Origin of the sequence: Fusibacter sp. 3D3 (assembly GCF_001748365.1) — a bacterium.
In the GTDB taxonomy this organism is placed as follows: Bacteria; Bacillota; Clostridia; order Peptostreptococcales; family Acidaminobacteraceae; genus Fusibacter_A.
In genome coordinates, this window is sequence record NZ_BDHH01000028.1 from 1 (window position 1) to 24,282 (window position 24,282).

Consider the following 24,282-nt stretch of genomic DNA (forward strand, 5'->3'; position numbering starts at 1 on the left):
CTCTTACTTACATCTCTACTAACTCTAAGAATTCGTCGTCGTCTGCCATATCACAGTTGTTTAAGAAAACAACGATGTAAGGAACGCCTACTTGTCGTGATAAGAGGATATGCTCTCTTGTTTGTGGCATTGGAGCATCTGCTGCGGATACAACTAAGATGGATCCGTCCGTTTGTGCTGCGCCTGTGATCATGTTTTTAACATAGTCGGCATGACCTGGACAGTCTACGTGAGCATAATGTCTCGCTGGTGTTTCATACTCAACGTGTGCTGTAGAGATTGTGATACCTCTTTCTCTCTCTTCTGGTGCTTTATCGATATTATCAAAATCTACTTTTGCGCCTAATCCGTATTTTTCGAATAATACTTTTGTAATTGCCGCTGTTAATGTTGTTTTACCGTGGTCTACGTGACCGATTGTTCCGATATTACAATGCGGTTTATTTCTTTCAAATTTTTGCTTTGCCATTTTAAATATTCCTCCTCGGGTTATTTTTTACCTAATACATCTTCAGCAATACTCTTCGGAACTTGTTCATAATGGTTAAATACCATTGAATAAGTGCCACGACCTTGTGTATTTGAACGAAGGTCAGTTGCATAACCAAACATTTGTGATAAAGGGACATAAGATCTAATGATCTGAACGCCATTTACCATTTCCATACCTTCTAAACGACCACGTCTAGAGTTTACGTCACCCATTACGTCTCCAAGATATTCTTCTGGAACAGTAATTTCGACTTTCATATAGGGTTCAAGTAAAATAGCATCACCTTTTCTCATAGCTTCTTTGAAAGCCATTGAAGCAGCAAGTTTAAACGCCATCTCGTTAGAGTCGACTTCATGATAAGATCCATCATGTAAATCTGCACTTACATCGACAACTTCATAACCACCCAAGATACCAGCTTTCATAGCGCCAGCAACACCCTCTTCGATCGCTTTAAAGTATTCTCTAGGAACGCTACCACCCGTAACGGTTGATACAAATGAAAATCCTTTTCCGGCTTCAACTGGTGCAAATCTAATCTTAACGTGACCATATTGACCTTTACCACCTGATTGCTTAGCGTATTTATAATCAATATCTGTAGCTTTCGTAATCGTTTCTTTATAAGCTACTTGAGGTGCCCCAACATTTGCTTCCACTTTGAATTCTCTTAAAAGTCTATCGACAATGATTTCAAGGTGAAGTTCACCCATACCTGCGATAATAACCTGTCCAGTTTCTTCATCCGTGTAAGTTCTAAAAGTTGGATCCTCTTCTGCAAGTTTAGAAAGCGCAATACCCATTTTTTCTTGTCCAGCTCTTGTTTTAGGCTCAATCGCCACATGAATAACTGGATCTGGAAATTCCATTCTTTCAAGAATGATAAGGTGATCTGGATCACACAAAGTATCTCCAGTAGTCGTAAATTTTAAACCTACAGCCGCTGCTATATCACCAGAATAAACTTTTGAAATTTCTTCTCGCTTATTAGCATGCATTTGAAGGATACGGCCAACTCTTTCTTTTTTATCTTTAGTCGAGTTTTGAACATAAGAACCCGCATCTAAAGTACCTGAGTAAACTCTAAAGAAAGTCAATTTTCCAACATAAGGATCCGTCATAATTTTGAATGCAAGCGATGAGAACGGAAGGCTATCATCAGCTGGTCTTTCAATTTCAACGCCATCTTCATCCACACCCTTAATTGCAACTACATCTGTAGGCGCTGGCATGTAATCCAAAACAGCATCAAGCATCAATTGAACGCCTTTGTTCTTATACGCTGATCCACAAAGTACTGGAACGATTTCATTGTTGATTGTTGCTCTTCTAAGCGCTGCTTTAAGCTCATCAATCCCCATTTCTTCGCCTTCCAAATATTTCATCATCAAATCTTCATCAGTAGTTGCAATTGCCTCTACCATTTTTTCTCTATATTCTTCTACTAATTCAGCGAATTCTTCTGGAATTGCAATTCTTTCGACTTTTTCGCCTAAATCATCTCTATAATATACAGCTTCCCTAGTGATTAAATCAATAAGGCCTTCGTAGTGATCTTCTGCTCCAATTGGTAATTGGATCGGAACTGCATTTGCTTTCAAACGATCTTTCATCATTCTGACAACTCTGAAGAAATCAGCACCAGTGATATCCATTTTATTTACAAAAGCCATTCTTGGTACATTGTATTTATCAGCTTGTCTCCAAACCGTCTCAGATTGAGGTTCAACCCCACCCTTTGCACAAAATACAGCTACTGAACCGTCTAATACACGAAGTGATCTTTCAACTTCAACTGTAAAGTCAACGTGACCTGGCGTGTCAATGATGTTAATTCTCTTACCTTTCCAGACACAAGTTGTCGCAGCAGAAGTAATCGTAATCCCTCTCTCTTGCTCTTGCTCCATCCAGTCCATTGTCGCGGCGCCTTCATGTACTTCACCAATTTTATAGTTGATACCTGTATAATAGAGGATTCTTTCTGTAGTAGTCGTCTTACCGGCATCAATATGAGCCATGATACCAATATTTCTAGTATTCTCTAAAGTATAATCTCTACTCATATCCATCCTCCTTTCACACTCTTCTTATTGTTTTTTTTAAAAAAAGAATAACTTACCATCTATAGTGAGCAAACGCTTTATTCGCATCAGCCATTTTATGTGTATCTTCTCTTTTCTTAACAGATGCACCCGTACTGTTCGCTGCATCCATGATTTCTTTAGCTAATCTGTCTTGCATTGTTCTTTCGCCTCTTTTGCGAGAGTACGTAATTAACCATCTAAGACCAAGCGTTTGTCTTCTTTCAGTTCTTACTTCCATAGGGACTTGATAGTTTGTACCACCAACTCTTCTCGCTTTAACTTCAAGAACAGGCATGATGTTATTCAATGCTTCTTCGAAAACTTCAAGTGCATTCTTGCCTGTTTTTTCTGCGATTTGGTCAAACGCACCGTATACGATACTTTGAGCTACACCCTTCTTACCGTCATACATGATTTGATTTACTAATTTTGATACTACCACACTTCCGTACATCGGATCTGGTAATACACTTCTTTTAGGTACATTTCCTTTTCTAGGCACTTTTCTTCCCTCCTTATAATACGTTTAGGTCATTCATCGGTACTCGACAAGCAAATGTCGTCTGTGCGATTTACTTATTGAATTTTCAATTGATAATATATTACTATATAAAGCCCCTCCCTTTCGGAAGAGGCTGATTAACTAACTACTTTTTCTTTGGTCTCTTAGCACCGTATTTTGATCTCGATTGCATTCTGTTATTTACACCAGCAGAATCAAGTACTCCCCTAACGATGTGATATCTACATCCAGGTAAGTCTTTTACTCTACCGCCTCTTATTAAAACAACACTATGCTCTTGTAGATTATGACCAACACCTGGGATGTAAGCAGTTACCTCTAAGCCATTCGTTAATCTCACCCTAGCAACTTTTCTTAAAGCTGAGTTAGGTTTTTTAGGAGTTACAGTTTTAACGCTCGTACAAACTCCTCTTTTTTGAGGTGAACTCATTTTAACTGGCTTTCTCTTTAAAGTATTCATGCTTCTTTGTAATGCAGGTGCAGTTGATTTTTCTTCAATTGCAAGTCTTCCTTTTCGTACTAACTGATTTATAGTAGGCATTCCTTTACAGCACCTCCTTTCTTTTATTTTATTTTCATCTATTTTTCAATAACCGCTGTCGCAGCACCAACGTCAATATTACAAGCCCTTCCAAGTTCTTTCATTGTTTCAACAAAAATAATTTCAACTTCCTGTTCTGTGGCGAGTTGAATAATCCGCCTCACAACATGTTGCTCAGCATCTTTCGCAATAAAAACAACTTTTGCATGACCACTGGTTAATATTTTGGTAGTTTGTTTCACACCAATGACCAATTTCGGGTTGTTAGATAGTTCATTTATTTGCATACGGTGTCCCTCCTTTTGAAGTCGCCAATATGCACTTCATCATTTTAACACCATAAATTTTGGCTGTCAACAAAATTTATGTTAAATACTCTTAAAGGATTATTCTATTTCCAATGAGAAAGTGTCTTTTGACCTGACTGCTATATCACGATAATATCGCATACCTGTTCCCGCTGGGATCAGTTTACCAATAATAACGTTCTCTTTAAGTCCAAGTAATCGATCTTCTTTTCCATTGATTGCAGCTTCCGTTAAAACTCTAGTCGTTTCTTGGAAAGATGCAGCCGATAAGAAGGATTCAGTTGCCAATGATGCCTTCGTAATCCCCAATAATGACCTTGAACCCGTGGCAAGAACACCACCGTCTTCTTCAATCTGATTATTGAGTCTGTTAAACTCTTTTAAACTAATGACACTGCCAGGTAGTACAAGCGAATCCCCTGACTCGTCAACTTTAACTTTAGAAAGCATTTGCTTTACGATAATTTCAATGTGTTTATCATTGATATCAACGCCTTGTAATCGGTATACTTTTTGCACTTCTTTAATAATGTACTCTCTTACACCTTTTACACCAACCACTCTAAGCAAATCGTGTGGACTAATAGACCCCTCTGTAAGCGGTTGCCCCGAATGTACTCTTTCATCTTCTTTAACTTTTAATTTAGAGCCAAAGACGACTTGAGCAGCAAATTGCTCTCCAGAATCCGCCGTAATAACAACTTCTTTCTTCTTTTTTGTTTCTTTGAATGAAATAACACCATCCATTTCAGCAATAACTGCAAGTCCTTTAGGTTTTCTCGCTTCGAAAAGCTCTTCAACCCTTGGAAGACCTTGCGTGATATCACCACCGGCTACCCCGCCTGTATGGAATGTTCTCATTGTAAGCTGTGTTCCAGGTTCGCCTATGGACTGTGCCGCAATAATGCCAACTGCTTCACCAATATGAACTGCTTTTCCAGTCGCAAGGTTCAGTCCATAACATTTAGAGCACACACCATATTGCGTTTCGCAGGTCAATACAGATCTAATTCTAAGCTTATCGTAACCTGATTTTACAATTTTTTCTGCAACTCTTACCGAAATAATTTTATCTTTTGAACAAAGAAGCTCTCCCGTTTCCGGATGCAAAACATCTTCAACTGGATAACGGCCTAAAATTCTTTCCTCCAACGGTTCAATAACTTCATTGCCATCACGGAACTCTACAACTTCAATTCCAGATTCGCTAGAACAATCCATCTCTCTAACGATCACTTCCTGACTGACGTCAACAAGTCTTCTCGTCAAATAACCTGAATCAGCTGTACGAAGTGCTGTATCGGCAAGACCTTTACGAGCACCTGTAGTCGAAATAAAGTATTCGAGAACGGATAGACCTTCACGGAAATTTGAGATAATCGGAATTTCAACCGTTTTACCCAGTGCGTTGGCCATCAGACCACGCATACCCGCAAGCTGTCTTATTTGGTTCTTAGAACCCCTCGCTCCAGAATCCGCCATGATTTTAATATTATTTAGTGTAGAAAGGTTTGCCATCAAGGCATCTGTAACTTCATCAGTGGTTTTTGTCCAAGTTTGAATGATTTTTTCATATCGATCTTCATCGGAGATTAAACCTCTTCTGTAGGCAACTTGATACTTACCCACTATTTCTCTTGCTTTTTCTATAAGCGCTTTCTTTTCTTCAGGTACAACCATATCCGATACGGATACCGTTATTGCTGCTTTTGTTGAATACTTGAACCCCATATCCTTTAAATGATCCAGAAGTTCAGCCGTTTTTGTATTGCCATGTTCGCTGAAACATCTTGCTATGATTTCTTCAAGATTTGTTTTTTTACACAAGAAGTCTACTTCAAGCGCGTAAGGGTTATTGTCTCTCTCAACAAAGCCTAAGTCCTGTGGGATGTTCTCATTGAATATAAATCGTCCAACGGTACTTTCCACAATCACATTTTTATTTTCGGTTTTGATAAATGCGCGCATTTTAACTCTTGTATGAAGGTCAACAGCACCGTTAAAATAGGCAAGTTGTAATTCTTCATAGTCTTTGAACGCCATCATTTTTTCAGGTTGATCTTCTTTTTCATAAGTTAAATAATACGCTCCAAGAACCATATCCTGAGATGGGGTCGTAATTGGGCGACCATCTTTTGGTGCTAATATATTGTTTACAGAGAGCATTAAAAATCTCGCTTCTGCTTGTGCTTCTACTGAAAGTGGTACATGGACTGCCATCTGGTCACCGTCGAAGTCAGCGTTGTAAGCTGTACATACAAGTGGATGTAGCCTAATTGCTTTACCTTCAACAAGTACGGGTTCAAATGCTTGTATACCAAGTCTGTGCAGTGTTGGTGCACGGTTTAGAAGCACTGGATGTTCTTTAATGACATCTTCAACAATAGCCCAAACTTCTGGTTTTACACGTTCAACCATTCTTTTAGCACTCTTTATATTGTGCACATAGCCATCTCTGACAAGACGCTTCATGACAAAAGGTTTAAAGAGTTCAAGTGCCATTTTCTTTGGTAAACCACATTGGTAAAATTTAAGTTCAGGTCCAACTACGATAACTGAACGACCTGAGTAGTCAACCCTTTTACCCAGTAAGTTTTGTCTGAAACGCCCTTGTTTACCTTTTAATAGATCTGATAAAGACTTAAGCGGTCTATTTCCAGGTCCCGTAACAGGACGTCCCCTTCTGCCATTATCGATAAGCGCATCCACTGCTTCTTGAAGCATACGCTTTTCATTTCTTACAATAATATCGGGTGCACCGAGTTCTAAAAGTCTTTTCAATCGGTTATTTCTATTGATCACTCTTCTATAGAGGTCATTTAAATCTGCTGTGGCAAAACGGCCACCATCTAATTGAACCATAGGTCTGAGATCTGGCGGAATAACCGGTACCACATCCAAAATCATCCATTCAGGATCATTGCCGGAATGTCTAAAAGCTTCAACAACTTCAAGTCTTCTTACAATTCTCACTTTTTTCTGTCCAGAACTATCCTTTAATTGAGCTTTTAGTTCCGTTGCAAGCGTATCAAGGTTCACTTGCTGTAAAATTTCTTTAACAGCCTCAGCGCCCATCATCGCTCTAAAAGTGTTCCCATATTTTTCTCGATATTGTCCGTATTCACTTTCAGTTAACAATTGTTTTCTTTCAAGGCTAGTTTCACCTGGTTCAATTACAATATACGAAGCAAAGTACAGTACTTTTTCCAAAGATCTTGGAGACAAATCAAGCAAAATACCCATTTTTGAAGGAATCCCCTTGAAATACCAAATATGAGATACAGGTGCAGCAAGTTCTATATGGCCCATGCGCTCACGTCTAACTTTAGACTTTGTGACTTCAACACCACATCTGTCACACACAACACCCTTATATCTTACTTTCTTATATTTACCACAATGACACTCCCAGTCCTTTGTTGGACCAAAGATCTTTTCACAGAAAAGACCCTCCTTTTCAGGCTTAAGTGTTCTGTAATTGATCGTTTCCGGTTTTTTCACTTCACCTTTTGACCAAGATCTGATTTTATTTGGTGAAGCTAAGCCTATTCTAATGGAATCAAAATTATTGAATTCTATCAAGGGCTACATCTCCCTTCTAATAATAATCACTATTATTCTTCATAGTCGTCGTCATCATCCGCCAAGAAAATTTCATCTGGTTCTTCTTCTATTGTTTCTTCTTCCCCAGGTGTTTCTTCAATAAATGCGCCTGAATCTACATCATTGGATATTTTTGCTTCTCTAAGAGCTGCATTGTAGTCAAGTGCATCATCATCATCTTCATCCGCAAGTTCAATCTCAATTTCACCTGCATCATCTCTTAAAACTTTGACATCAAGTGCTAGCGCTTGTAATTCTTTGATTAATACTTTAAAGGATTCAGGAATACCAGGTTCAGGAATATTTTCGCCCTTAACAATGGCTTCGTATGCCTTAACACGACCAACAACATCATCCGACTTAACGGTCAAGATTTCTTGAAGCGTATGCGCTGCTCCATATGCTTCGAGCGCCCAAACTTCCATCTCTCCAAAACGCTGACCACCAAATTGTGCTTTACCACCAAGAGGCTGTTGCGTTACAAGAGAATAAGGTCCAGTACTCCTTGCATGAATCTTATCATCGACAAGATGATGCAGTTTCAACATATACATATAACCCACTGTAACTTGGTTATCAAAACTTTCACCTGAGCGACCATCTCTTACTGTAAGCTTACCATTTGCTGGATAACCTGCTTTGGCAAGAATCTCCATAATTTGAGACTCTTTTGCACCGTCAAATACTGGCGTTGCAACTTTCCAACCGTTTTTCTTAGCCGCAAGTCCTAAATGGACTTCAAGAACCTGACCAATGTTCATACGCGAAGGTACACCCAGTGGGTTGAGTACAATTTGAAGCGGCGTTCCATCATCTAGGAAAGGCATATCTTCAACTGGTAATATTCTAGAGATAACCCCTTTGTTTCCATGACGTCCAGCCATCTTATCGCCAACACTGATTTTTTTCTTTTTAGCGATATAAACTCTGATCAGTTTGTTGACACCAGGTGATAACTCATCGCCATTTTCACGTTCAAATTTCTTGACATCTACGATGATCCCAGATTCGCCATGTGGCACTCTAAGCGAAGTATCTCTGACCTCTCTTGCCTTTTCTCCAAAGATTGCTCTTAAGAGTCTTTCTTCTGCAGTCAGCTCAGTTTCACCTTTAGGCGTTACTTTTCCGACTAATATGTCTCCAGCGTTTACTTCCGCGCCAATTCGAATAATCCCCTCAGCATCTAGATCTTTTAGAGCCTCTTCGCCGACATTCGGAATATCCCTAGTGATTTCTTCTGGCCCGAGTTTTGTGTCTCTCGCTTCGGACTCATATTCTTCAATATGAATTGAACTCAGCTTATCTTCCATAACAAGTTCTTCACTTAAAAGAATGGCATCCTCGTAGTTATACCCTTCCCAAGTCATGAACCCAATGAGCAAGTTCGTTCCAAGTGCGATTTCGCCGTTATCTGTAGAAGGTCCATCCGCAATTATATCATCAAATTTAACCGCCTCGCCTTTTTTGACAAGTGGTTTCTGATTAATACAAGTCCCTTGATTGGATCTTTTAAACTTTAACAGTTTATGTCTGTATTTTTTCTTATCTTCTTTGCCTCTGATGACAATTTCATCAGCTGAAACATATTCAACAATACCATCAACTAGTGCTTTGATTACAACGCCAGAATCTTTTGCCGCAATATGTTCTATACCAGTTCCAATGATAGGTGCTTCCGCTCTAACGAGTGGTACCGCCTGACGTTGCATGTTTGATCCCATAAGTGCGCGGTTTGCATCATCGTTCTCAAGGAACGGAATCATTGCCGTGGCAACAGAGACCATTTGCAGAGCCGAAACTTCAAATAAGTCTACTTCATTCGCTGGAAATTCTTTGATATCGGATCTTCTACGCGCTACAATTCTAGAACTGACAAATTTATTGTCTTCTGTTAAAGGTTCATTTGCAGGTGCAACAATATACTTTTCTTCGACGTCAGCTGTGATATAAATAATATCATTTGATATAACACCTGTTTTTTTATTAATTTTTCTATATGGAGATTCAATAAAACCGTATTCATTAATTCGAGCAAATGTACTCAACGAACCAATAAGGCCGATATTCGGACCCTCTGGCGTTTCAATTGGACACATTCTACCATAGTGAGAATGATGCACGTCTCGAACCTCAAAACCAGCTCTTTCTCTAGAAAGACCCCCTGGTCCAAGTGCGGATAATCTTCTCTTGTGTGTTAACTCTGCAAGCGGATTGGTTTGGTCCATAAATTGCGAAAGCTGTGAACTGCCAAAAAACTCTTTAATCGCAGAGACAACAGGCTTAATATTGATAAGTGCTTGCGGCGTAATAGCCTCCATATCCTGAATCGTCATTCTTTCACGAACAACTCTCTCCATTCTCGAAAGACCAATTCTAAATTGATTTTGTAAGAGTTCTCCTACAGATCGAATTCTACGGTTTCCCAAATGGTCAATATCATCCACAAGACCAACGCTTAAATTCAAATTCAAGATATAACTAAATGAAGCAATAATATCTGCATGCGTAATATGTCTTGGCACAAGTTCAGACATACGATCTTCAATTGCAACTAAACGCTCTTCATCAGAGTCATAAGTGTCTAATATTTCCTTTAAGACAGGGTAATACACTTTTTCTTTAACTTTAAGTTTCGGGTGTGTGAAATGAACATTCAAATCAACAAAATGATTGCCAATTACACGAACCATTTTGTCTTCATCACCATATACATCAACACGACAAACACCAGCGTTTTCAATTACACTTGCCATTTCAATTGTAATTTTCTCATCTTTTTCAACTAGAATTTCGCCTGTTTCTGGGTTGACAATGTTTTCAGCAGCCACTTTTTCTTCAATACGATCGGAAACACCTAATTTTTTATTGAATTTGTAACGGCCAACCTTTGCAAGATCATATCTTTTTTCATCAAAGAACAAAGAGTTGATTAAATTGCTTGCACTTTCCACCGTAGGCGGTTCACCAGGTCTCAATTTCTTGTAAATTTCAATAAGACCTTCTTCATAATTAGAAGTACTATCTTTATCAAGCGTTTTGATCAACTTTTCATCTTCACCAAATAAATTTAAAATTTCAGTATTGGTTTGATAACCGAGTGCTCTGATCAAGGTTGTTGCAGGTAATTTTCTTGTACGGTCAATTCTAACAGAAACAATATCATTTGAATCTGTTTCATACTCCAGCCATGCACCACGATTGGGAATAATTGTACTTGAGTAAAGTTTAGTTCCTACCTTGTCAATTTTTACATCGTAATAGGGTCCTGGTGATCCAACCAATTGGCTTACAATAACTCTTTCGGCACCATTTATAATAAAGGTTCCTTTTTCAGTCATCAATGGGAAATCACCCATGAAAACTTTTTGTTCTTTGATTTCGCCTGTTTCCTTATTAATGAAACGAACTTGCACTCTTAATGGTGCTGCATAATTGACATCTCGTTCTTTACATTCTTCGACATCATACTTAGCTTCTTCATCGAGTTCATAATCAATAAACTCAAGTCTTAGATTACCAGTATAGTCTTCAATTGGAGAAATGTCCTTGAAAGCTTCTTTTAAGCCTTCGTCTAGAAACCATTCATAAGATTTGCGTTGAATCTCAATTAAATTGGGTTTCTCAAGTAGCTCATTAATTCTAGCGAAACTCATTCTTTCCGTTTTTCCGAGCATTACAGGTTGTGGCATTAAAATTTTCACCCCTTGTGTAATAAAAATATTGTATCATAAAAGGAACAAATCCTTTTTTACCTTCTCTACTACAAAAGTTTTAAAACGCAAAAACTCCATTTTAAACATACTTATAGCATTATAGAATAATATCACACATTGAATCACGTGTCAACATCATTTTATAGGTTTGTTTAAAATAGAGTTTTTCATTTTTGTCATATTTAACTTTTAGTAGTCTGATCTTTGCTTCTCTTAAATTAAATAGCCACCAAACTTTTGGTGGCTATTTATATGCAGTTCAAAATTATTTTAATTCTACAGCTGCACCAGCTTCTTCTAATTTAGCTTTTACTGCTTCTGCTTCATCTTTAGAAACGCCTGATTTAACAGGTTGTGGAGCGCCATCTACTAAATCTTTAGCTTCTTTTAAGCCAAGACCAGTGATTTCTCTAACTACTTTGATTACGCCGATTTTTTTAGCGCCAGCATTAGCTAGTATTACATCAAACTCAGTTTTTTCTTCTACTGCTTCTGCAGCAACTGCTACAGCAGCTCCAGCTGGAGCAGATGCAGATACACCAAACTCAGCTTCACAAGCTTCTACTAATTCTTTAATTTCTAAAATACTCATGCCTTTAATAGCTTCAATAATTTGCTCTTTAGTCATTGTTTTACACCTCCGGATTTTTAACAAGCCTTTAATTTATGCTTGTGCTTCTTTTTCATTAATAAGATTTGATAAGAAATAAGCGAAGTTTGAAATTGGTGCCTTGACACTGCCAAGGAATCTGCCAATAAGAACTTCTTTTGATGGTAAATCTGCAATTTGAATAATCTGTTCGAGATTACAATAGCTGCCGTCAACTACACCTGATTTTAATTCAAGGTTTTTATGTGTTTTAGCAAACTCTTTAACAATTTTAGCTGGTATAACTGCATCTTCGATACCGAAAGCAATTGCATTTGGACCAGTCAAATCTTGAGATAATGGTTCGAATGCTGTATCTTTAATCGCCAATTTCACTAAGTTGTTTTTATAAACTTTGTAATCAACGCCAGCGTCTCTAAACTTACTTCTAAGTTCAGTTGACTCTTCAACAGTTAAACCTCTGTAATCTACAAGAACAGCAGACTTAGCAGATGAAAATTTCTCTTTGATTTCTTCAACAACAATCTTTTTGTTTTCAAGATTTTGTGACATTTGTCCACCTCCTTGTTAATATTAAATAAAAAGCCTCTCTTCCGTAGACAAGAGAGGCTATAATTTATCGAAATAAACTATTTATCCTTACCTCGGTAGGAAATTAAGCATAAGCACCTACTGTCTACGGTTTACATTCATTTTTACAACAAAGTAATTCTATCAGAAAAATCACTTATTGTCAATTATAATTTTGCTGCATTAACTTTGATACCAGGACCCATTGTTGTTGCTAAAGTTACGCTTCTTAAGTAAGTTCCTTTAGCAGCAGCTGGTTTAGCTTTAACTACGGCCTCAACTAAACTATTCATATTTTCCTCTAGTTGAGCTTCTGTAAAAGAGGCTTTACCAATAGAAACGTGAATAATGTTCGTTTTGTCCAATCTGTATTCTACTTTACCTGCTTTAATTTCATTAACAGCTTTTTCGATATCAAAAGTTACAGTTCCTGATTTAGGGTTTGGCATTAACCCTTTTGGACCCAATACTCTACCAAGTCGTCCAAGTTGTCCCATCATGTCTGGTGTTGCAACGATTACATCGTAATCAAACCAGTTTTCATTTTGGATTTTAGCGATGATATCTTCTGCACCAAAGTAATCTGCGCCAGCTTTTTCAGCCTCAGCTGCTTTTTCACCTTTTGCAATGACAAGTACTTTTTTCGTATTACCAGTACCATGCGGCAATACAATCGCACCTCTTACTTGTTGATCAGCATGTCTACCATCGACACCTAACTTAATGTGTAATTCTACAGTTTCATCAAACTTAGCTTTCGCAGTTTGCTTTGCTAATTTTATCGCTTCATCAAGTTCATAGAATTTATCTTTTTCTACAAGATTAACGGATTCTTGATAACGCTTACCTCTTTTCGGCATTTTATTTCCTCCTTCGTGGTTTTAACGGTGATTCCTCCCACTACAAAAAACAATTTACAACGATATGTTAGTCTTCAATTACGAAGCCCATACTTCTTGCTGTACCCTCAATCATACTCATAGCCGCTTCAACACTACCAGCATTTAAATCAGGCATTTTAAGTTCTGCAATTTCTCTAATTTTAGCTCTTTTAACAGTAGCTACCTTTTTCTTGTTTGGTTCACTAGATCCGCTTTCTATACCAGCTGCTTTTTTCAATAAATTCGCCGCTGGAGGCGTTTTAGTGATGAATGTGTAAGATCTGTCTTGATATACAGTAATTACTACTGGAATTACCATACCCGCTTGATCTGCTGTTTTTGCGTTGAATTCTTTACAAAATTGCATAATATTCACACCCTGTTGACCAAGAGCTGGACCAACTGGTGGCGCTGGTGTAGCTTTTCCTGCAGGAATTTGTAATTTAACTAGACCTGTAACTTTTTTAGCCATTTACAGTGCACCTCCTTGATTTATTTAATCTCTTTGTATTTGATCGAATCCTAATTCGACTGGGGTTTCTCTACCAAACATTGAAATCAATGCCTTAATAGATTGTCTTTCCAAATGAATTTCTTCAACGGTTCCAATGAAGCTCTCAAAAGGCCCAGAAATGACCGTAATTGTATCGCCAACTTCAAAGTCAACTTGAATACTTCTCTTTTCTAATCCCATTGTTAAGACTTCTTCCTCAGTTAAAGGAATCGGTTTGGAACCTGGACCTACGAAACCTGTAACGCCACGCGTATTTCTCACAACGTACCAAGATTCATCTGTCATAATCATTTTTACCAACGCATAACCTGGGAAGATTTTTTTAGATTTATCTTTTCTTTTGCCGTTTTTGATCTCAACTACGATTTCAGTTGGAACGACAACTTCTAAGATAACATCCTCCATGCCTCTATTTTCAACGATTTTCTCGATATTTGCCTTCACTTTATTCTCATGTCCTGAATAAGTGTGAACAACATACCATCTCGCTTGATCAGTATCCGCCATGTTCTCTCGGTTTTAGAACCTCAAACCTCCTCCCATTGCTATTTGATTAGTTTAAGTCAATAAGTTAAATAAGAACCTGAAGACTACGTCTAGAACGCCGATTGTAACCGCAGAAATTAAGCACATCGCTAATACTACAAGTGTGTATTGCCATACGTCTTTTCTTGTTGGCCAAGTTACTTTTTTAATCTCACTTCTTACACCTTTAATAAACTTGCCTACGCCTGGTTTCTTTTCTTTTACATTGCTAGAAGCCATTTATCTCAACCCCTTATTTTAAATTTGAAACTACTTAGTTTCTTTATGAAGCGTGTGTTTCTTACAGAATTTGCAATATTTGTTCATCTCAATTCTGTCTGGGTTGTTTTTTTTGTTTTTTGTAGTGTTGTAATTTCTGTTTTTGCACTCAGTACATGCTAATGTGATATTAACTCTCATTTTGACACCTCCTACAACGACTATTGTCCGTGCCTGGCAATGCACACTATACTCCACTATAACATTACTAATTAAACCTATCACAAAACGATTCTGTTGTCAACAATGCTTTTACCTGTTTTTAAGGTTTAAATTTTGTTAACATTATCGTATTATTCTAAGTTAAATAAGGACTAGTTGCCACTAGTCCTTATCTTCTAATTGAGTTGTTAGAAAATATAGTTTAGTCAGATTAAGTTTTAATTACCTATAGTATTTTATACTACTTCTCATTTTTTTTCAATAAAAGTTTTTAAAAGAGAAGATTTATTTTATTGAGTGATCTTATTAACGTTACCAGAACCTACTGTTCTACCACCTTCACGAATTGAGAATTTTACACCCTCTTCTATCGCGATTGGTGAAATAAGTTCGATGTTCATTTCAATGTTGTCACCAGGCATACACATTTCTACGCCATCTGGTAAGCTTACAGAACCTGTTACATCTGTTGTTCTGAAGAAGAACTGTGGTCTATAGCCTTTGAAGAACGGCGTATGTCTTCCACCCTCTTCTTTTGTAAGAACGTATACTTGCGCTTCAAATTTAGTATGTGGCTTRATTGTACCTGGCTTAGCAAGTACTTGGCCTCTTTGAATTTCTGTTCTTTGTACGCCTCTTAAAAGYAAACCAACGTTATCGCCCGCTTGACCTTGATCGAGTAATTTCTTGAACATTTCCACGCCTGTTACGACTACTTTTCTTGGYGCTTCTGTCAAGCCTACGATTTCTACTTCTTCTTGAACTTTTACGATACCTCTGTCTATTCTACCTGTCGCTACCGTTCCTCTTCCTGTGATAGAGAACACGTCTTCTACTGGCATTAAGAAAGGTTTGTCYGTTGCTCTTTCTGGTTGTGGAATRTAAGTGTCTATTACATCGAATAATTCAATGATTTTTTCTGCCCATTCTGCATCGCCTTCAAGTGCTTTTAGTGCTGATCCTCTGATGATTGGTGTATCATCGCCTGGGAAGTCGTATTCTGTAAGTAAATCTCTTACTTCCATCTCTACTAACTCTAATAATTCTTCGTCGTCTACCATATCACATTTGTTTAAGAAAACAACGATGTACGGAACGCCTACTTGTCTTGATAAGAGGATATGCTCTCTTGTTTGTGGCATTGGACCATCTGCTGCKGATACAACTAAGATGGATCCGTCCATTTGTGCTGCGCCTGTGATCATGTTTTTAACATAGTCGGCATGACCTGGACAGTCTACGTGAGCATAATGTCTCGCTGGTGTTTCATACTCAACGTGTGCTGTAGAGATTGTGATACCTCTTTCTCTCTCTTCTGGTGCTTTATCGATATTATCAAAATCTACTTTTGCGCCTAATCCGTATTTTTCGAATAATACTTTTGTAATTGCCGCTGTTAATGTTGTTTTACCGTGGTCTACGTGACCGATTGTTCCGATATTACAATGCGGTTTATTTCTTTCAAATTTTTGCTTTGCCATTTTAAATAATCCTCCCTTATCTTAATAGTATGCCTTGAAATTGTTTGTAGCTTAAAAACGATTTCACTCAATCCCATTTAAGGATTATGTATCACACTTAAGACGACCAAACAATTTCTAATATTTATCAAATAAATGCCATGCATTTATTCAAGAACAAATAAAACTTTTAACTTTATGCTTTGACAAAATTAACTTGCCTTTAAAAACAGCATTCAATTTTTATCTTCTAAGAATTTTTCGAGTTTCTTTTTTACACGCTGAAGTGCGTTATCGACGGATTTAACATGTCGATTCATCTGCACCGAGATCTCTTGATAGGACCGTCCATCTAAATAGGCATTCAGTACTTGCCATTCTAAATCGCTGAGCACCTCACCCATTTTCGTCTCAATCATATCGAGTTCTTCACGTCTTATAACCAAGTGTTCGGGGTCAAGCTCTTTGCTGTTCGTCACCATTTCATACATAGATCGATCCGATTCTTCATCAAATATGGGTTTATTGAGCGAAACATATGAATTAAGCGGAATATGTTTTTGCCTCGTGGCCGTCTTAATGGCTGTGATCATCTGCCTTTTAATACACAATTCTGCAAACGTTCGAAAAGAAGATATCCGATCAGGTTTGTAGTCCCTAATAGCCTTAAATAGACCTATCATGCCCTCCTGTATGATATCTTCGCGATCAGCACCTATTAAGAAATACGTTCTCGCTTTTGATCTTACAAAGTTCTTATACTTTTTAATGAGTTCCTCTTGTGCTTTAGAGTCTCCTTTTTTTGCAAGTTCTACTAGAATTTCTTCATTTGAAAAATCATAACTGGGTCTGTCCGTATTTATTAGTCGCTCCATTCAGAAATCCTCCACTACTTACAAATGCATTCTATTCTATTTTATAATAAAACTCATCCAAACTTACAAATTATTATATATTATTAATATTCCCATCGTCAAGCAGTTTACTTTTTAGCGGCCGTTCTCTGTCTTAATACTTCATACATAACAATTCCCGACGCCACCGATGCATTTAACGAATCTACGTGACCTCGCATGGGAATCGAAACGACAAAATCACATTTTTCTTTTACGAGTCTGCTCATCCCTTTGCCTTCATTTCCAACCACGACGCCTATACTCCCTGTTAAGTTAGCCTCATAATAAGTTTGATTTGACATATCTGTGCCAACAATCCAAAACCCCATTGCCTTAAGCTGATCAATTGCCACTGCAATGTTCGTCACTCTTGCAACTTTAACATATTCAATTGCACCACAAGAAGTCTTTGCCACCGTTTGATTAAGCGCCGCACTTCTTCTTTTCGGTATAATAACGCCATGCGCACCCACTGCATCCGCCGTTCTTATAATGCTCCCTAAATTGTGCGGGTCATTAATTTCATCACAGATGATTACAAAAGGAGGCTCTCCCTTTGCCTTTGCCTCTTCCAAGATTTCTTCTATTTCAAAATATTGATAAGCAGCTACATAAGCCACTACACCTTGATGCGTTTCACCTTCAACCACTCTATCCAAGATTTTTCTTTCAGAAAATTGAATGACAATCCGCTTAGCTTTCGCTTCATTGATTATCTTTTGAAGGGTTTTATCTCTTGAACCTTCTAAAATAATTAATTTATTAATATCGCGGCCCGCTTCTAAAGCTTCCAATACCGGATTGCGTCCAAAAATAATATCTTCCATTCTCTAGATCCTTTCTATATTAACTCGATCTCTATCAATCCTGCTACGTGATTACAAACCGCTAAAAAACACTCTTGTTTCAACCGCTTTCCCACAAGTCATTTTCCCCTCTTTACAAGCCCCTTTTACACACGATGGTCCACTTTTCTCAAAGAGTGTCGGCGCAACCGCTTTAACTTGTCTAAGCATCTCTATTGCAAGCGCTCTAATTTCCCATTGTGCACGTTCACAGCACCTGTGCTCAAAAAAATTATGAAGCGATCTGAGATTCATCGTCAAAACGATTTTGGTTTCGCAAGCATTCGGGAAAACAAAGCGTGCATCTTCTATTGCTTTTTTTTCAGCTGCTGCACGTGCTTTCTTTTCGCCCATTCCCATATGCATATAGTTTTCCATCAGTGTGGCTTCTAGCAGCGCTGTCAATTGATTATAAGTTTCTTGATCCGATTGCATCGCTTTAACAAATAACGCTTTAGCGGCTTCATTTGCTTCAATTGCAGGGGGCATGATATATTCAAATTGATCTAATTTTACATATCTTTGCGATTGTTGTGAATAAGAAGCTATTCTATGCCTTACAAGCTGATGTGTTAAAACCCGACTAACCCCTTCAACTGCAAATGTAAAACTCGCATGTTCAAGAGGCGAATAATGGCCAAAAGTCATCAATTTTTCTAAGAAAGCATTCGCCTGCTCCATCTCCATCGCCTGAGAAAGTTCTTCAACACCGACTTGAGAATAACAAAGCTTCGCTGCTGAAGCAATTACTTTTTCAATATCGGGTGTATGGGCAATTATCGCAACCTTCATCGTTTCCTCCTTCTATTCTACAGCCTCATATTCATCTCCAAACGGAAACAAAAAAACCACATATTTGCGATAATGGACTTTCGTTAAATCGGCCTCTGTTTTGGCCACTTCAATAATCCGAGTGGATAGTAAATGCGCATTATATAAGACGCCATTATGCTTTTTCTCAATAAAAGACTGTGCCTCATTGACCATTGCCTTTTCAATTTCCGTGCTCGGTTTAAAGGTATCGAAAATAACAGACTTCACCCCAATAGCCATCAATAATATCGACACTGAAATAAGTAATATCTTTTCTCTAGTATTTATTTTCATTAAATCACACTTTCCTTAATCTATAAAACAGTCTCATTTAATTGCTTCTACAGGTTCTATCTAAGGCTGTATTTCCTGAGTTTCCTCAGGGGTTTCAATAATCTCAATAGCCCTTCCAATAATCTCATAAATTCTTTTCTTTTCTCCTACAAGATACAGATAGCCGATGAGTGCTTCAAACCCAGTTGCATATTTGTAATCGCTTAGGACCGCATTTTTGGGAACACTACCCGATTTTTGATTTCTGCCTCGCTTAATGAGTGTCCACTCAGGCTCAGATAATTCACCTTGCAAATGCATTGCGATTTTCGCTTGCGCCGATGCCTTCACATATTTAACCGCTAATTTAGACATTTCATTTGGCGTCATTGTGTATTTAGAGATGAGGTAAGTTCTTATATAGGCTTCATAAACTGCATCGCCTAAATACGCCAATTTAAGCGGATTGAGCATTTGAACATCCATCTGTTTCAATGCGTCCAATTTAAGGGTTTCTAAAAATTCATTCATCTACAACTCCTATACTTCTCTATGCCATTTAACACCTTGAGGTGTATCTTCAAGTATAATCCCTTGTTGTTTTAATTCATCTCTAATTTGATCCGACAATGCAAAGTCTTTATTCTTCCTGGCAAGCTGTCTTTTTTCAATCAAAGCTTCAATCTGATCATCAATGGATTCTTTTTCTTTTTGCACAATGCCAAGTACATTTGTGAGCTCTTCAAATAGCATCTTTGATTGCGTTAAAAATTCTTTTGAAGAAGTTGCAGTCGCTTCTGTGTTCAAATATCGCGTCAGTTCAAAAATGGCTGAAATACCATCTGCAGTATTGAAATCATCATCCATCGCTTCGATAAATTTATCTTTATACGATTCTACCACCTTTAAAGTTTCAAGCTCCTCATCACGCAACTCTACAGCGCTAGAGTTCTCAATAAGATATTCTAAATTATCTCTAAGGTTATAGAGTCTTTCTAGGCCATTTTTGGCACTATCCAATAAAGTTCTGCTAAAATTGATTGGATTTCTGTAGTGTGCTGAGAGCATAAAAAACCGAACTACATCTGCATCAAACGCTTCTAAAATTTCTCTCGTGGTGAAAAAATTGTTAAGTGATTTCGACATCTTTTGATTCTCAATATTAATATAGCCGTTGTGCATCCAATAGTTTACATATTTCTTACCTGTCTTTGCTTCGCTCTGTGCAATTTCATTTTCATGGTGTGGGAAAATAAGATCCTGTCCGCCCGCATGAATATCAATCGTTTCGCCTAAATATTTGGTACTCATAACAGAACATTCGATATGCCATCCTGGTCTTCCGTCGCCCCAAGGACTTTTCCAAGCGGGTTCTCCCTCTTTTTTCTTCTTCCAGAGCGCGAAATCCATCGGATTTCTTTTTTCTTCGCTGATATCAATTCGAGCGCCTGCTTCCAAATCTTCAAGGGCTTGCCTTGAAAGTTTGCCATAGGCTTTAAATGAAGAAACCGCAAAATAGACATTGCCATCAATCTCATATGCAAATCCATTCGCCTCTAAATCTTTTATATAATCTATAATTTCATCCATAGTCTCCGTGACCTTTGGATGATAAGTCGCTCTATTGATACCAAGTGCATCTGCATCTTTAAAGTATTCAGCAATATATAATTCGCTTATTTCTGTACTTTCCACAGCATCTTCATTGGCTTTTTTTATAATTTTATCATCCACATCTGTGAAATTTTGAACATACGTGACCTCAAAACCTCTATATTCTAAGTACCGCCTAAATGCATCGAACATTAAAAAAGGTCTCGCATTACCAATATGAAAAAAATTGTAAACTGTCGGTCCGCACACATACATGCGCACCTTACCCGGTTCAATGGGTATAAATTCATCCTTTTGTTTTGTCATCGTATTGTACAGTTTCATATTGAGCCTCCATTCATAATTTATAACATAAAAAAAACCTCTCTGCAAAGGTGCACTCATGCACGGTCCCACTTTGCTCAGACAAGGTCCAACTCATACGATTATAACGCATCACCGGATTCCATACTTTTGTTCAGGTCTCACTCAAAGGCGCACTTCATCTGCTATCGACCAGTTCCTCTCAGCACTAGAACCTCTCTTTAGATCGCGTTTACAAATTACTTTTCCCTATCTTCGTTTTAAATTTTATTTATATACATCCAATTATATCAAATATAGCGATTATATCAAGCCCACAATTAAAGCGCAGATGCGCTTTCGTTACGTAAAAGCGCTCTTTCATTACAGAACACTTGCAATTTTATTGAATTATGTTAATCTGAATTCAATAAATTAAGATGATAAGTTTTTTTCCATAACCCACTTCTTCTCCTAGACAGTGAACCTTATCATCTTTGTTTTATTGGAAGGATGTGTGTTCAGTGTTGCATCAACTTTCACTAAAAATGTCAAAGCATATCGTAAGTCATGCAAGCATTTTGAAAGAGGATCAAGTCGATACAATACGCTATGCGATTGAAACACTTCTAGGCGAACTCTCTAAATTTGTTTTGCTATGGTCGTTTTTTTTCTCACTTCATTTAGATCATTTGTTTTTAATGGCCTTTATGATTTTTAGTTGCATACGTGTTGTTGCTGGTGGTTTCCATTTTTCGACATACCTATCATGCTTAATTGGATCGTTTGTTATGTACACAGTCATAATTATGTCAACCCAATTCATCCTACTCACTTCCTATAGCAAAATCCTACTAATAGTCCTCTCAGTGATTATACTCTACGTCTTTGCACCAGTCATCCCACTTAATCGATATGAACATAATAAAGGCTCTATCCTAAGGAAACGATTACAAACAGCAGTCATGGTAATGATCTTATTTGTTTTTGCACTTTACACAAATCAAATCCAACTCTTTACCCTGTCACTTTTTGTCTTTGCTCTACAATTGTTCATAGGAGGAATTAAACATGAAAAACTTTTATAACACTATTGGCATATTTTTCGTTGCGATTGCAGGCCTTGTAATTTCTACTTCTTCGTTTCTTTTTTTAGGAGAAGCTCAGCCACCTTCAAGAAAATAGTACTTTTATAACGATGTCCTCATTCTCGAAGTACAGTTCAAGATGTCCATTGTATTTTTTAGCGATGTTTTTAACTGTCCAAAGTCCAAATCCACGTGTCTTTTCCTTTTCGGATTTGGTAGAGAAATTCTTATCCGCTAGTTTTAGTAGATGCGCTGGTTCAACACTGTGACCAGCGTTTTTTGTTTGAAAATAAAAGGCATTTGCTTGCTTATCAAATCCAATTTCAAGCATCACCCATGGCTCATCATCGAGTTGAACCGCTTCAAAAGCATTGTTGATCAAATTATTGAGTACAAGAGACAGTTCGTAATCTAAAACAGACAAATCCACCAAGGAAACTTGACAATCGTATGAGAATTTAATACGGCGTTCATGCGCTTCTGCGCGTTTCATAAAAAGCACCGCTTTAACAATATCGCGATCAATTTGCAACAATTCACTATCAAAGGCATCGTGTACATAAACATCATTTAAGAAATCTGAAATTTTTGCACTGGCTTCTTCTGGCGAATTGGTTTCTAAAATGCCAATAATCGTCGTTAAATTATTTTTATACTCATGCTGTTTCGATCTTATTTCTATGATCATTTGCTCCAGTGTTTCTCTCATCTCTTCTTGCACCTCAAGCGCTTTATTCCGTTCGCTTATCGTTGCAACTTCACGATGAACAAAATAGTTTACAACCAATAACAGCAGCATTGCAATGCCAAAATAGAGCATGTTCTCTCTGACTATGGATTCATCATAATCCCAAAGTATTTTATAAATAAAGGCATACAAAAATAGATTGATTGCAATAAAATTGATATATCTATTCTCATATTTTTGAATATGTCCTTTAAGGGATTCTTTAAAATATCGAATCAATATAACGGTTACTATATTGGCCATTAAAAGCGAGATGATTGTAACCGTCACTTTTTCATGTGCAATCAACCCCACTAGAGGAATCAGCACAATTTCGAGCGAGAGCAGCGCAATCATGGATGACACAAATACAAAAAGGACTTTAAAAAGGCTTTCTTTAGTAAACCACTTTAACACAAAAATAAGCGTAAAAATATAAAGAAAAGCACCATATCCTAAAAAATAATGATTGGATATAACAACAAGCGATGACATCCCTATATAAATCAAAATGTATTTCAGCAGATCTGCTCTATCTAAATCTAACAATTTGTAAAATACATAAAAAAATATTGAAAGCTCTAGCAATGTACCTATGATCTCATTAGCCATGACACGGGTCATATCCTCATCTCCTAAATCCAATAATATTCTCTAAAGCTTCTTTTTGGGTCTTACTTAATAAGCTCTTCCCTTTACAATTATAGAAAGTAATTTCATACTGCCTCACACCTAATTTATGAATGGATTTGACATAATAAATATTGATTATATAGGATCTATGCACTTTAAAAAATGCATTCTCTTCTCTTAATGCTTCTTCGATACTTTTTAGAGACTTATACGGTAACTGATAATTGCCTCTAGTGGTATATACGATACTGCCTCTTCCTTTTGCCTCTACGAATACAATTTCAGAAGATTTGATTCTAATCAAGACTTGGTCGGACTCAGCAACAAGAAATTTACTCTGAGTTATCAATTCAGGGCTTTGAACACTTTCCAATAACTTCCTTACCATATTTTGAAGCTCTTCTTTAGGATACGGTTTATCCAAAAAGGCATGACACCTGACTTCTCTATACGCCTTGAGTTCATAGCTTCTTTCCACTGTCAAAAAAAGGATCCATGTGAGTTGATACTCAGGATGAGATCGCAGTCTCAAGGCAACTTCAAAACCATTAAGCTCAGACTTTAAGTCAATGTCCATCACAAAAAGATCAAAAGTCTCTTTCTCCGCAACCGAAAGCGCTTCTTGATCTGAACCCGCTGTGTAAACAATAATATTGGTCTCTATTTCATCGATCCATTTCTTTAACAAATGACGTTGAGAAGGATCATCCTCAACAATCAATACTTTCATCGTCCTCTCCATAATTTCTTCTCCTAGAATGATTATACCATCCTAGAACGATTTCATTCACGATTGTCATAAAAATCATTTCTCACCCGTTAACGCGTTACGCTGTGCTGCTAGA

At 37.4% G+C, this 24,282-nt stretch carries 23 protein-coding genes, 1 pseudogene and 1 other annotated feature; of the genes and pseudogenes, 1 reads left to right on the forward strand and 23 read right to left on the reverse strand.

The window, feature by feature from the left end; all coding sequences use genetic code 11:
* Positions 1 to 10: 10 nt before the first annotated feature.
* The 21 genes and pseudogenes from F3D3_RS21120 to cysS form a co-directional block, all read right to left on the reverse strand.
* Positions 11 to 469, reverse strand: a pseudogene (locus F3D3_RS21120) (GTP-binding protein); the annotation flags it as partial.
* 20 nt (positions 470 to 489) lie between these two features.
* Positions 490 to 2,556 carry an elongation factor G gene (fusA, locus tag F3D3_RS21125; protein ID WP_069876426.1) on the reverse strand — a complete coding sequence of 689 codons (2,067 nt, stop codon included), beginning with the start codon at positions 2,554 to 2,556 and terminating at the stop codon, positions 490 to 492.
* A gap of 52 nt (positions 2,557 to 2,608) precedes the next feature.
* Entirely contained in the window at positions 2,609 to 3,079 is a 471-nt protein-coding gene (gene rpsG, locus F3D3_RS21130) for a 30S ribosomal protein S7 (RefSeq protein WP_069876427.1), read from the reverse strand.
* Between the two features lie 145 nt (positions 3,080 to 3,224).
* The gene (gene rpsL, locus F3D3_RS21135) at positions 3,225 to 3,641 is read right to left on the reverse strand and encodes a 30S ribosomal protein S12 (RefSeq protein ID WP_069876428.1); all 417 of its coding nucleotides are present in this window, start codon (positions 3,639 to 3,641) and stop codon (positions 3,225 to 3,227) included.
* 38 nt (positions 3,642 to 3,679) lie between these two features.
* Positions 3,680 to 3,928 (reverse strand): ribosomal L7Ae/L30e/S12e/Gadd45 family protein, encoded by a 249-nt coding sequence (locus F3D3_RS21140; protein WP_069876429.1) that lies wholly within the window; start codon positions 3,926 to 3,928, stop codon positions 3,680 to 3,682.
* A 99-nt stretch (positions 3,929 to 4,027) separates the two neighbouring features.
* On the reverse strand, positions 4,028 to 7,531 hold the full coding sequence (gene rpoC, locus F3D3_RS21145; RefSeq protein ID WP_069876430.1) for a DNA-directed RNA polymerase subunit beta': 3,504 nt from the start codon (positions 7,529 to 7,531) through the stop codon (positions 4,028 to 4,030).
* A gap of 32 nt (positions 7,532 to 7,563) precedes the next feature.
* A complete protein-coding gene (rpoB, locus tag F3D3_RS21150; RefSeq protein WP_069876431.1) occupies positions 7,564 to 11,241 on the reverse strand; it encodes a DNA-directed RNA polymerase subunit beta in 3,678 nt (1,225 codons plus the stop codon).
* Positions 11,242 to 11,530: 289 nt separating this feature from the next.
* Positions 11,531 to 11,893: a 50S ribosomal protein L7/L12 gene (rplL, locus tag F3D3_RS21155; protein ID WP_069876432.1), complete on the reverse strand. Its 363-nt coding sequence runs from the start codon at positions 11,891 to 11,893 to the stop codon at positions 11,531 to 11,533.
* Between the two features lie 36 nt (positions 11,894 to 11,929).
* Positions 11,930 to 12,427, reverse strand: coding sequence for a 50S ribosomal protein L10 (rplJ, locus tag F3D3_RS21160; protein WP_069876433.1), 498 nt, complete (start codon positions 12,425 to 12,427; stop codon positions 11,930 to 11,932).
* Between the two features lie 17 nt (positions 12,428 to 12,444).
* Positions 12,445 to 12,575, reverse strand: a sequence feature (ribosomal protein L10 leader region).
* Between the two features lie 37 nt (positions 12,576 to 12,612).
* Entirely contained in the window at positions 12,613 to 13,305 is a 693-nt protein-coding gene (rplA, locus tag F3D3_RS21165; protein WP_069876434.1) for a 50S ribosomal protein L1, read from the reverse strand.
* A 67-nt stretch (positions 13,306 to 13,372) separates the two neighbouring features.
* Entirely contained in the window at positions 13,373 to 13,798 is a 426-nt protein-coding gene (gene rplK, locus F3D3_RS21170; protein WP_069876435.1) for a 50S ribosomal protein L11, read from the reverse strand.
* A 24-nt stretch (positions 13,799 to 13,822) separates the two neighbouring features.
* Positions 13,823 to 14,347: a transcription termination/antitermination protein NusG gene (gene nusG, locus F3D3_RS21175; RefSeq protein ID WP_069876436.1), complete on the reverse strand. Its 525-nt coding sequence runs from the start codon at positions 14,345 to 14,347 to the stop codon at positions 13,823 to 13,825.
* Between the two features lie 51 nt (positions 14,348 to 14,398).
* Entirely contained in the window at positions 14,399 to 14,605 is a 207-nt protein-coding gene (gene secE / locus F3D3_RS21180) for a preprotein translocase subunit SecE (RefSeq protein WP_069876437.1), read from the reverse strand.
* 30 nt (positions 14,606 to 14,635) lie between these two features.
* The gene (rpmG, locus tag F3D3_RS21185) at positions 14,636 to 14,785 is read right to left on the reverse strand and encodes a 50S ribosomal protein L33 (RefSeq protein ID WP_069876438.1); all 150 of its coding nucleotides are present in this window, start codon (positions 14,783 to 14,785) and stop codon (positions 14,636 to 14,638) included.
* Between the two features lie 311 nt (positions 14,786 to 15,096).
* Positions 15,097 to 16,287, reverse strand: coding sequence for an elongation factor Tu (gene tuf, locus F3D3_RS21190; RefSeq protein ID WP_069876439.1), 1,191 nt, complete (start codon positions 16,285 to 16,287; stop codon positions 15,097 to 15,099).
* A 215-nt stretch (positions 16,288 to 16,502) separates the two neighbouring features.
* A complete protein-coding gene (gene sigH, locus F3D3_RS21195) occupies positions 16,503 to 17,141 on the reverse strand; it encodes an RNA polymerase sporulation sigma factor SigH (protein ID WP_069876440.1) in 639 nt (212 codons plus the stop codon).
* Between the two features lie 107 nt (positions 17,142 to 17,248).
* A complete protein-coding gene (rlmB, locus tag F3D3_RS21200; RefSeq protein ID WP_069876441.1) occupies positions 17,249 to 17,989 on the reverse strand; it encodes a 23S rRNA (guanosine(2251)-2'-O)-methyltransferase RlmB in 741 nt (246 codons plus the stop codon).
* A 51-nt stretch (positions 17,990 to 18,040) separates the two neighbouring features.
* Positions 18,041 to 18,799: an FAD-dependent thymidylate synthase gene (gene thyX / locus F3D3_RS21205; protein ID WP_069876442.1), complete on the reverse strand. Its 759-nt coding sequence runs from the start codon at positions 18,797 to 18,799 to the stop codon at positions 18,041 to 18,043.
* Positions 18,800 to 18,811: 12 nt separating this feature from the next.
* A complete protein-coding gene (locus tag F3D3_RS21210; RefSeq protein WP_069876443.1) occupies positions 18,812 to 19,114 on the reverse strand; it encodes a hypothetical protein in 303 nt (100 codons plus the stop codon).
* A 60-nt stretch (positions 19,115 to 19,174) separates the two neighbouring features.
* Positions 19,175 to 19,624, reverse strand: a complete 450-nt coding sequence (locus F3D3_RS21215) for a Mini-ribonuclease 3 (RefSeq protein WP_069876444.1) — start codon at positions 19,622 to 19,624, stop codon at positions 19,175 to 19,177.
* Positions 19,625 to 19,633: 9 nt separating this feature from the next.
* Positions 19,634 to 21,031 carry a cysteine--tRNA ligase gene (cysS, locus tag F3D3_RS21220; RefSeq protein WP_069876445.1) on the reverse strand — a complete coding sequence of 466 codons (1,398 nt, stop codon included), beginning with the start codon at positions 21,029 to 21,031 and terminating at the stop codon, positions 19,634 to 19,636.
* A 506-nt stretch (positions 21,032 to 21,537) separates the two neighbouring features.
* Here cysS and F3D3_RS21225 point away from each other — a divergent pair.
* On the forward strand, positions 21,538 to 22,077 hold the full coding sequence (locus F3D3_RS21225) for an accessory gene regulator B family protein (RefSeq protein ID WP_175438443.1): 540 nt from the start codon (positions 21,538 to 21,540) through the stop codon (positions 22,075 to 22,077).
* Positions 22,078 to 22,162: 85 nt separating this feature from the next.
* Here the strand turns inward: F3D3_RS21225 and F3D3_RS21230 are convergent, their stop codons facing one another.
* Entirely contained in the window at positions 22,163 to 23,428 is a 1,266-nt protein-coding gene (locus F3D3_RS21230; protein ID WP_069876447.1) for a sensor histidine kinase, read from the reverse strand.
* 4 nt (positions 23,429 to 23,432) lie between these two features.
* Positions 23,433 to 24,179, reverse strand: a complete 747-nt coding sequence (locus F3D3_RS21235; protein ID WP_069876448.1) for a LytTR family DNA-binding domain-containing protein — start codon at positions 24,177 to 24,179, stop codon at positions 23,433 to 23,435.
* Between the last annotated feature and the right edge of the window lie 103 nt (positions 24,180 to 24,282).

Bases quoted from the DNA above. Each gene is read 5' to 3' on its own strand.
- fusA (WP_069876426.1), bottom strand. From the start codon at position 2,556: ATGAGTAGAGATTATACTTTAGAGAATACTAGAAATATTGGTATCATG.
- rpsL (WP_069876428.1), bottom strand. From the start codon at position 3,641: ATGCCTACTATAAATCAGTTAGTACGAAAAGGAAGACTTGCAATTGAA.
- F3D3_RS21140 (WP_069876429.1), bottom strand. From the start codon at position 3,928: ATGCAAATAAATGAACTATCTAACAACCCGAAATTGGTCATTGGTGTG.
- rpoB (WP_069876431.1), bottom strand. From the start codon at position 11,241: ATGCCACAACCTGTAATGCTCGGAAAAACGGAAAGAATGAGTTTCGCT.
- rplL (WP_069876432.1), bottom strand. From the start codon at position 11,893: ATGACTAAAGAGCAAATTATTGAAGCTATTAAAGGCATGAGTATTTTA.
- rplJ (WP_069876433.1), bottom strand. From the start codon at position 12,427: ATGTCACAAAATCTTGAAAACAAAAAGATTGTTGTTGAAGAAATCAAA.
- rplA (WP_069876434.1), bottom strand. From the start codon at position 13,305: ATGCCGAAAAGAGGTAAGCGTTATCAAGAATCCGTTAATCTTGTAGAA.
- rplK (WP_069876435.1), bottom strand. From the start codon at position 13,798: ATGGCTAAAAAAGTTACAGGTCTAGTTAAATTACAAATTCCTGCAGGA.
- nusG (WP_069876436.1), bottom strand. From the start codon at position 14,347: ATGGCGGATACTGATCAAGCGAGATGGTATGTTGTTCACACTTATTCA.
- secE (WP_069876437.1), bottom strand. From the start codon at position 14,605: ATGGCTTCTAGCAATGTAAAAGAAAAGAAACCAGGCGTAGGCAAGTTT.
- rpmG (WP_069876438.1), bottom strand. From the start codon at position 14,785: ATGAGAGTTAATATCACATTAGCATGTACTGAGTGCAAAAACAGAAAT.
- sigH (WP_069876440.1), bottom strand. From the start codon at position 17,141: ATGGAGCGACTAATAAATACGGACAGACCCAGTTATGATTTTTCAAAT.
- rlmB (WP_069876441.1), bottom strand. From the start codon at position 17,989: ATGGAAGATATTATTTTTGGACGCAATCCGGTATTGGAAGCTTTAGAA.
- thyX (WP_069876442.1), bottom strand. From the start codon at position 18,799: ATGAAGGTTGCGATAATTGCCCATACACCCGATATTGAAAAAGTAATT.
- F3D3_RS21210 (WP_069876443.1), bottom strand. From the start codon at position 19,114: ATGAAAATAAATACTAGAGAAAAGATATTACTTATTTCAGTGTCGATA.
- F3D3_RS21215 (WP_069876444.1), bottom strand. From the start codon at position 19,624: ATGAATGAATTTTTAGAAACCCTTAAATTGGACGCATTGAAACAGATG.
- cysS (WP_069876445.1), bottom strand. From the start codon at position 21,031: ATGAAACTGTACAATACGATGACAAAACAAAAGGATGAATTTATACCC.
- F3D3_RS21225 (WP_175438443.1), top strand. From the start codon at position 21,538: ATGTCAAAGCATATCGTAAGTCATGCAAGCATTTTGAAAGAGGATCAA.
- F3D3_RS21230 (WP_069876447.1), bottom strand. From the start codon at position 23,428: ATGACCCGTGTCATGGCTAATGAGATCATAGGTACATTGCTAGAGCTT.
- F3D3_RS21235 (WP_069876448.1), bottom strand. From the start codon at position 24,179: ATGGAGAGGACGATGAAAGTATTGATTGTTGAGGATGATCCTTCTCAA.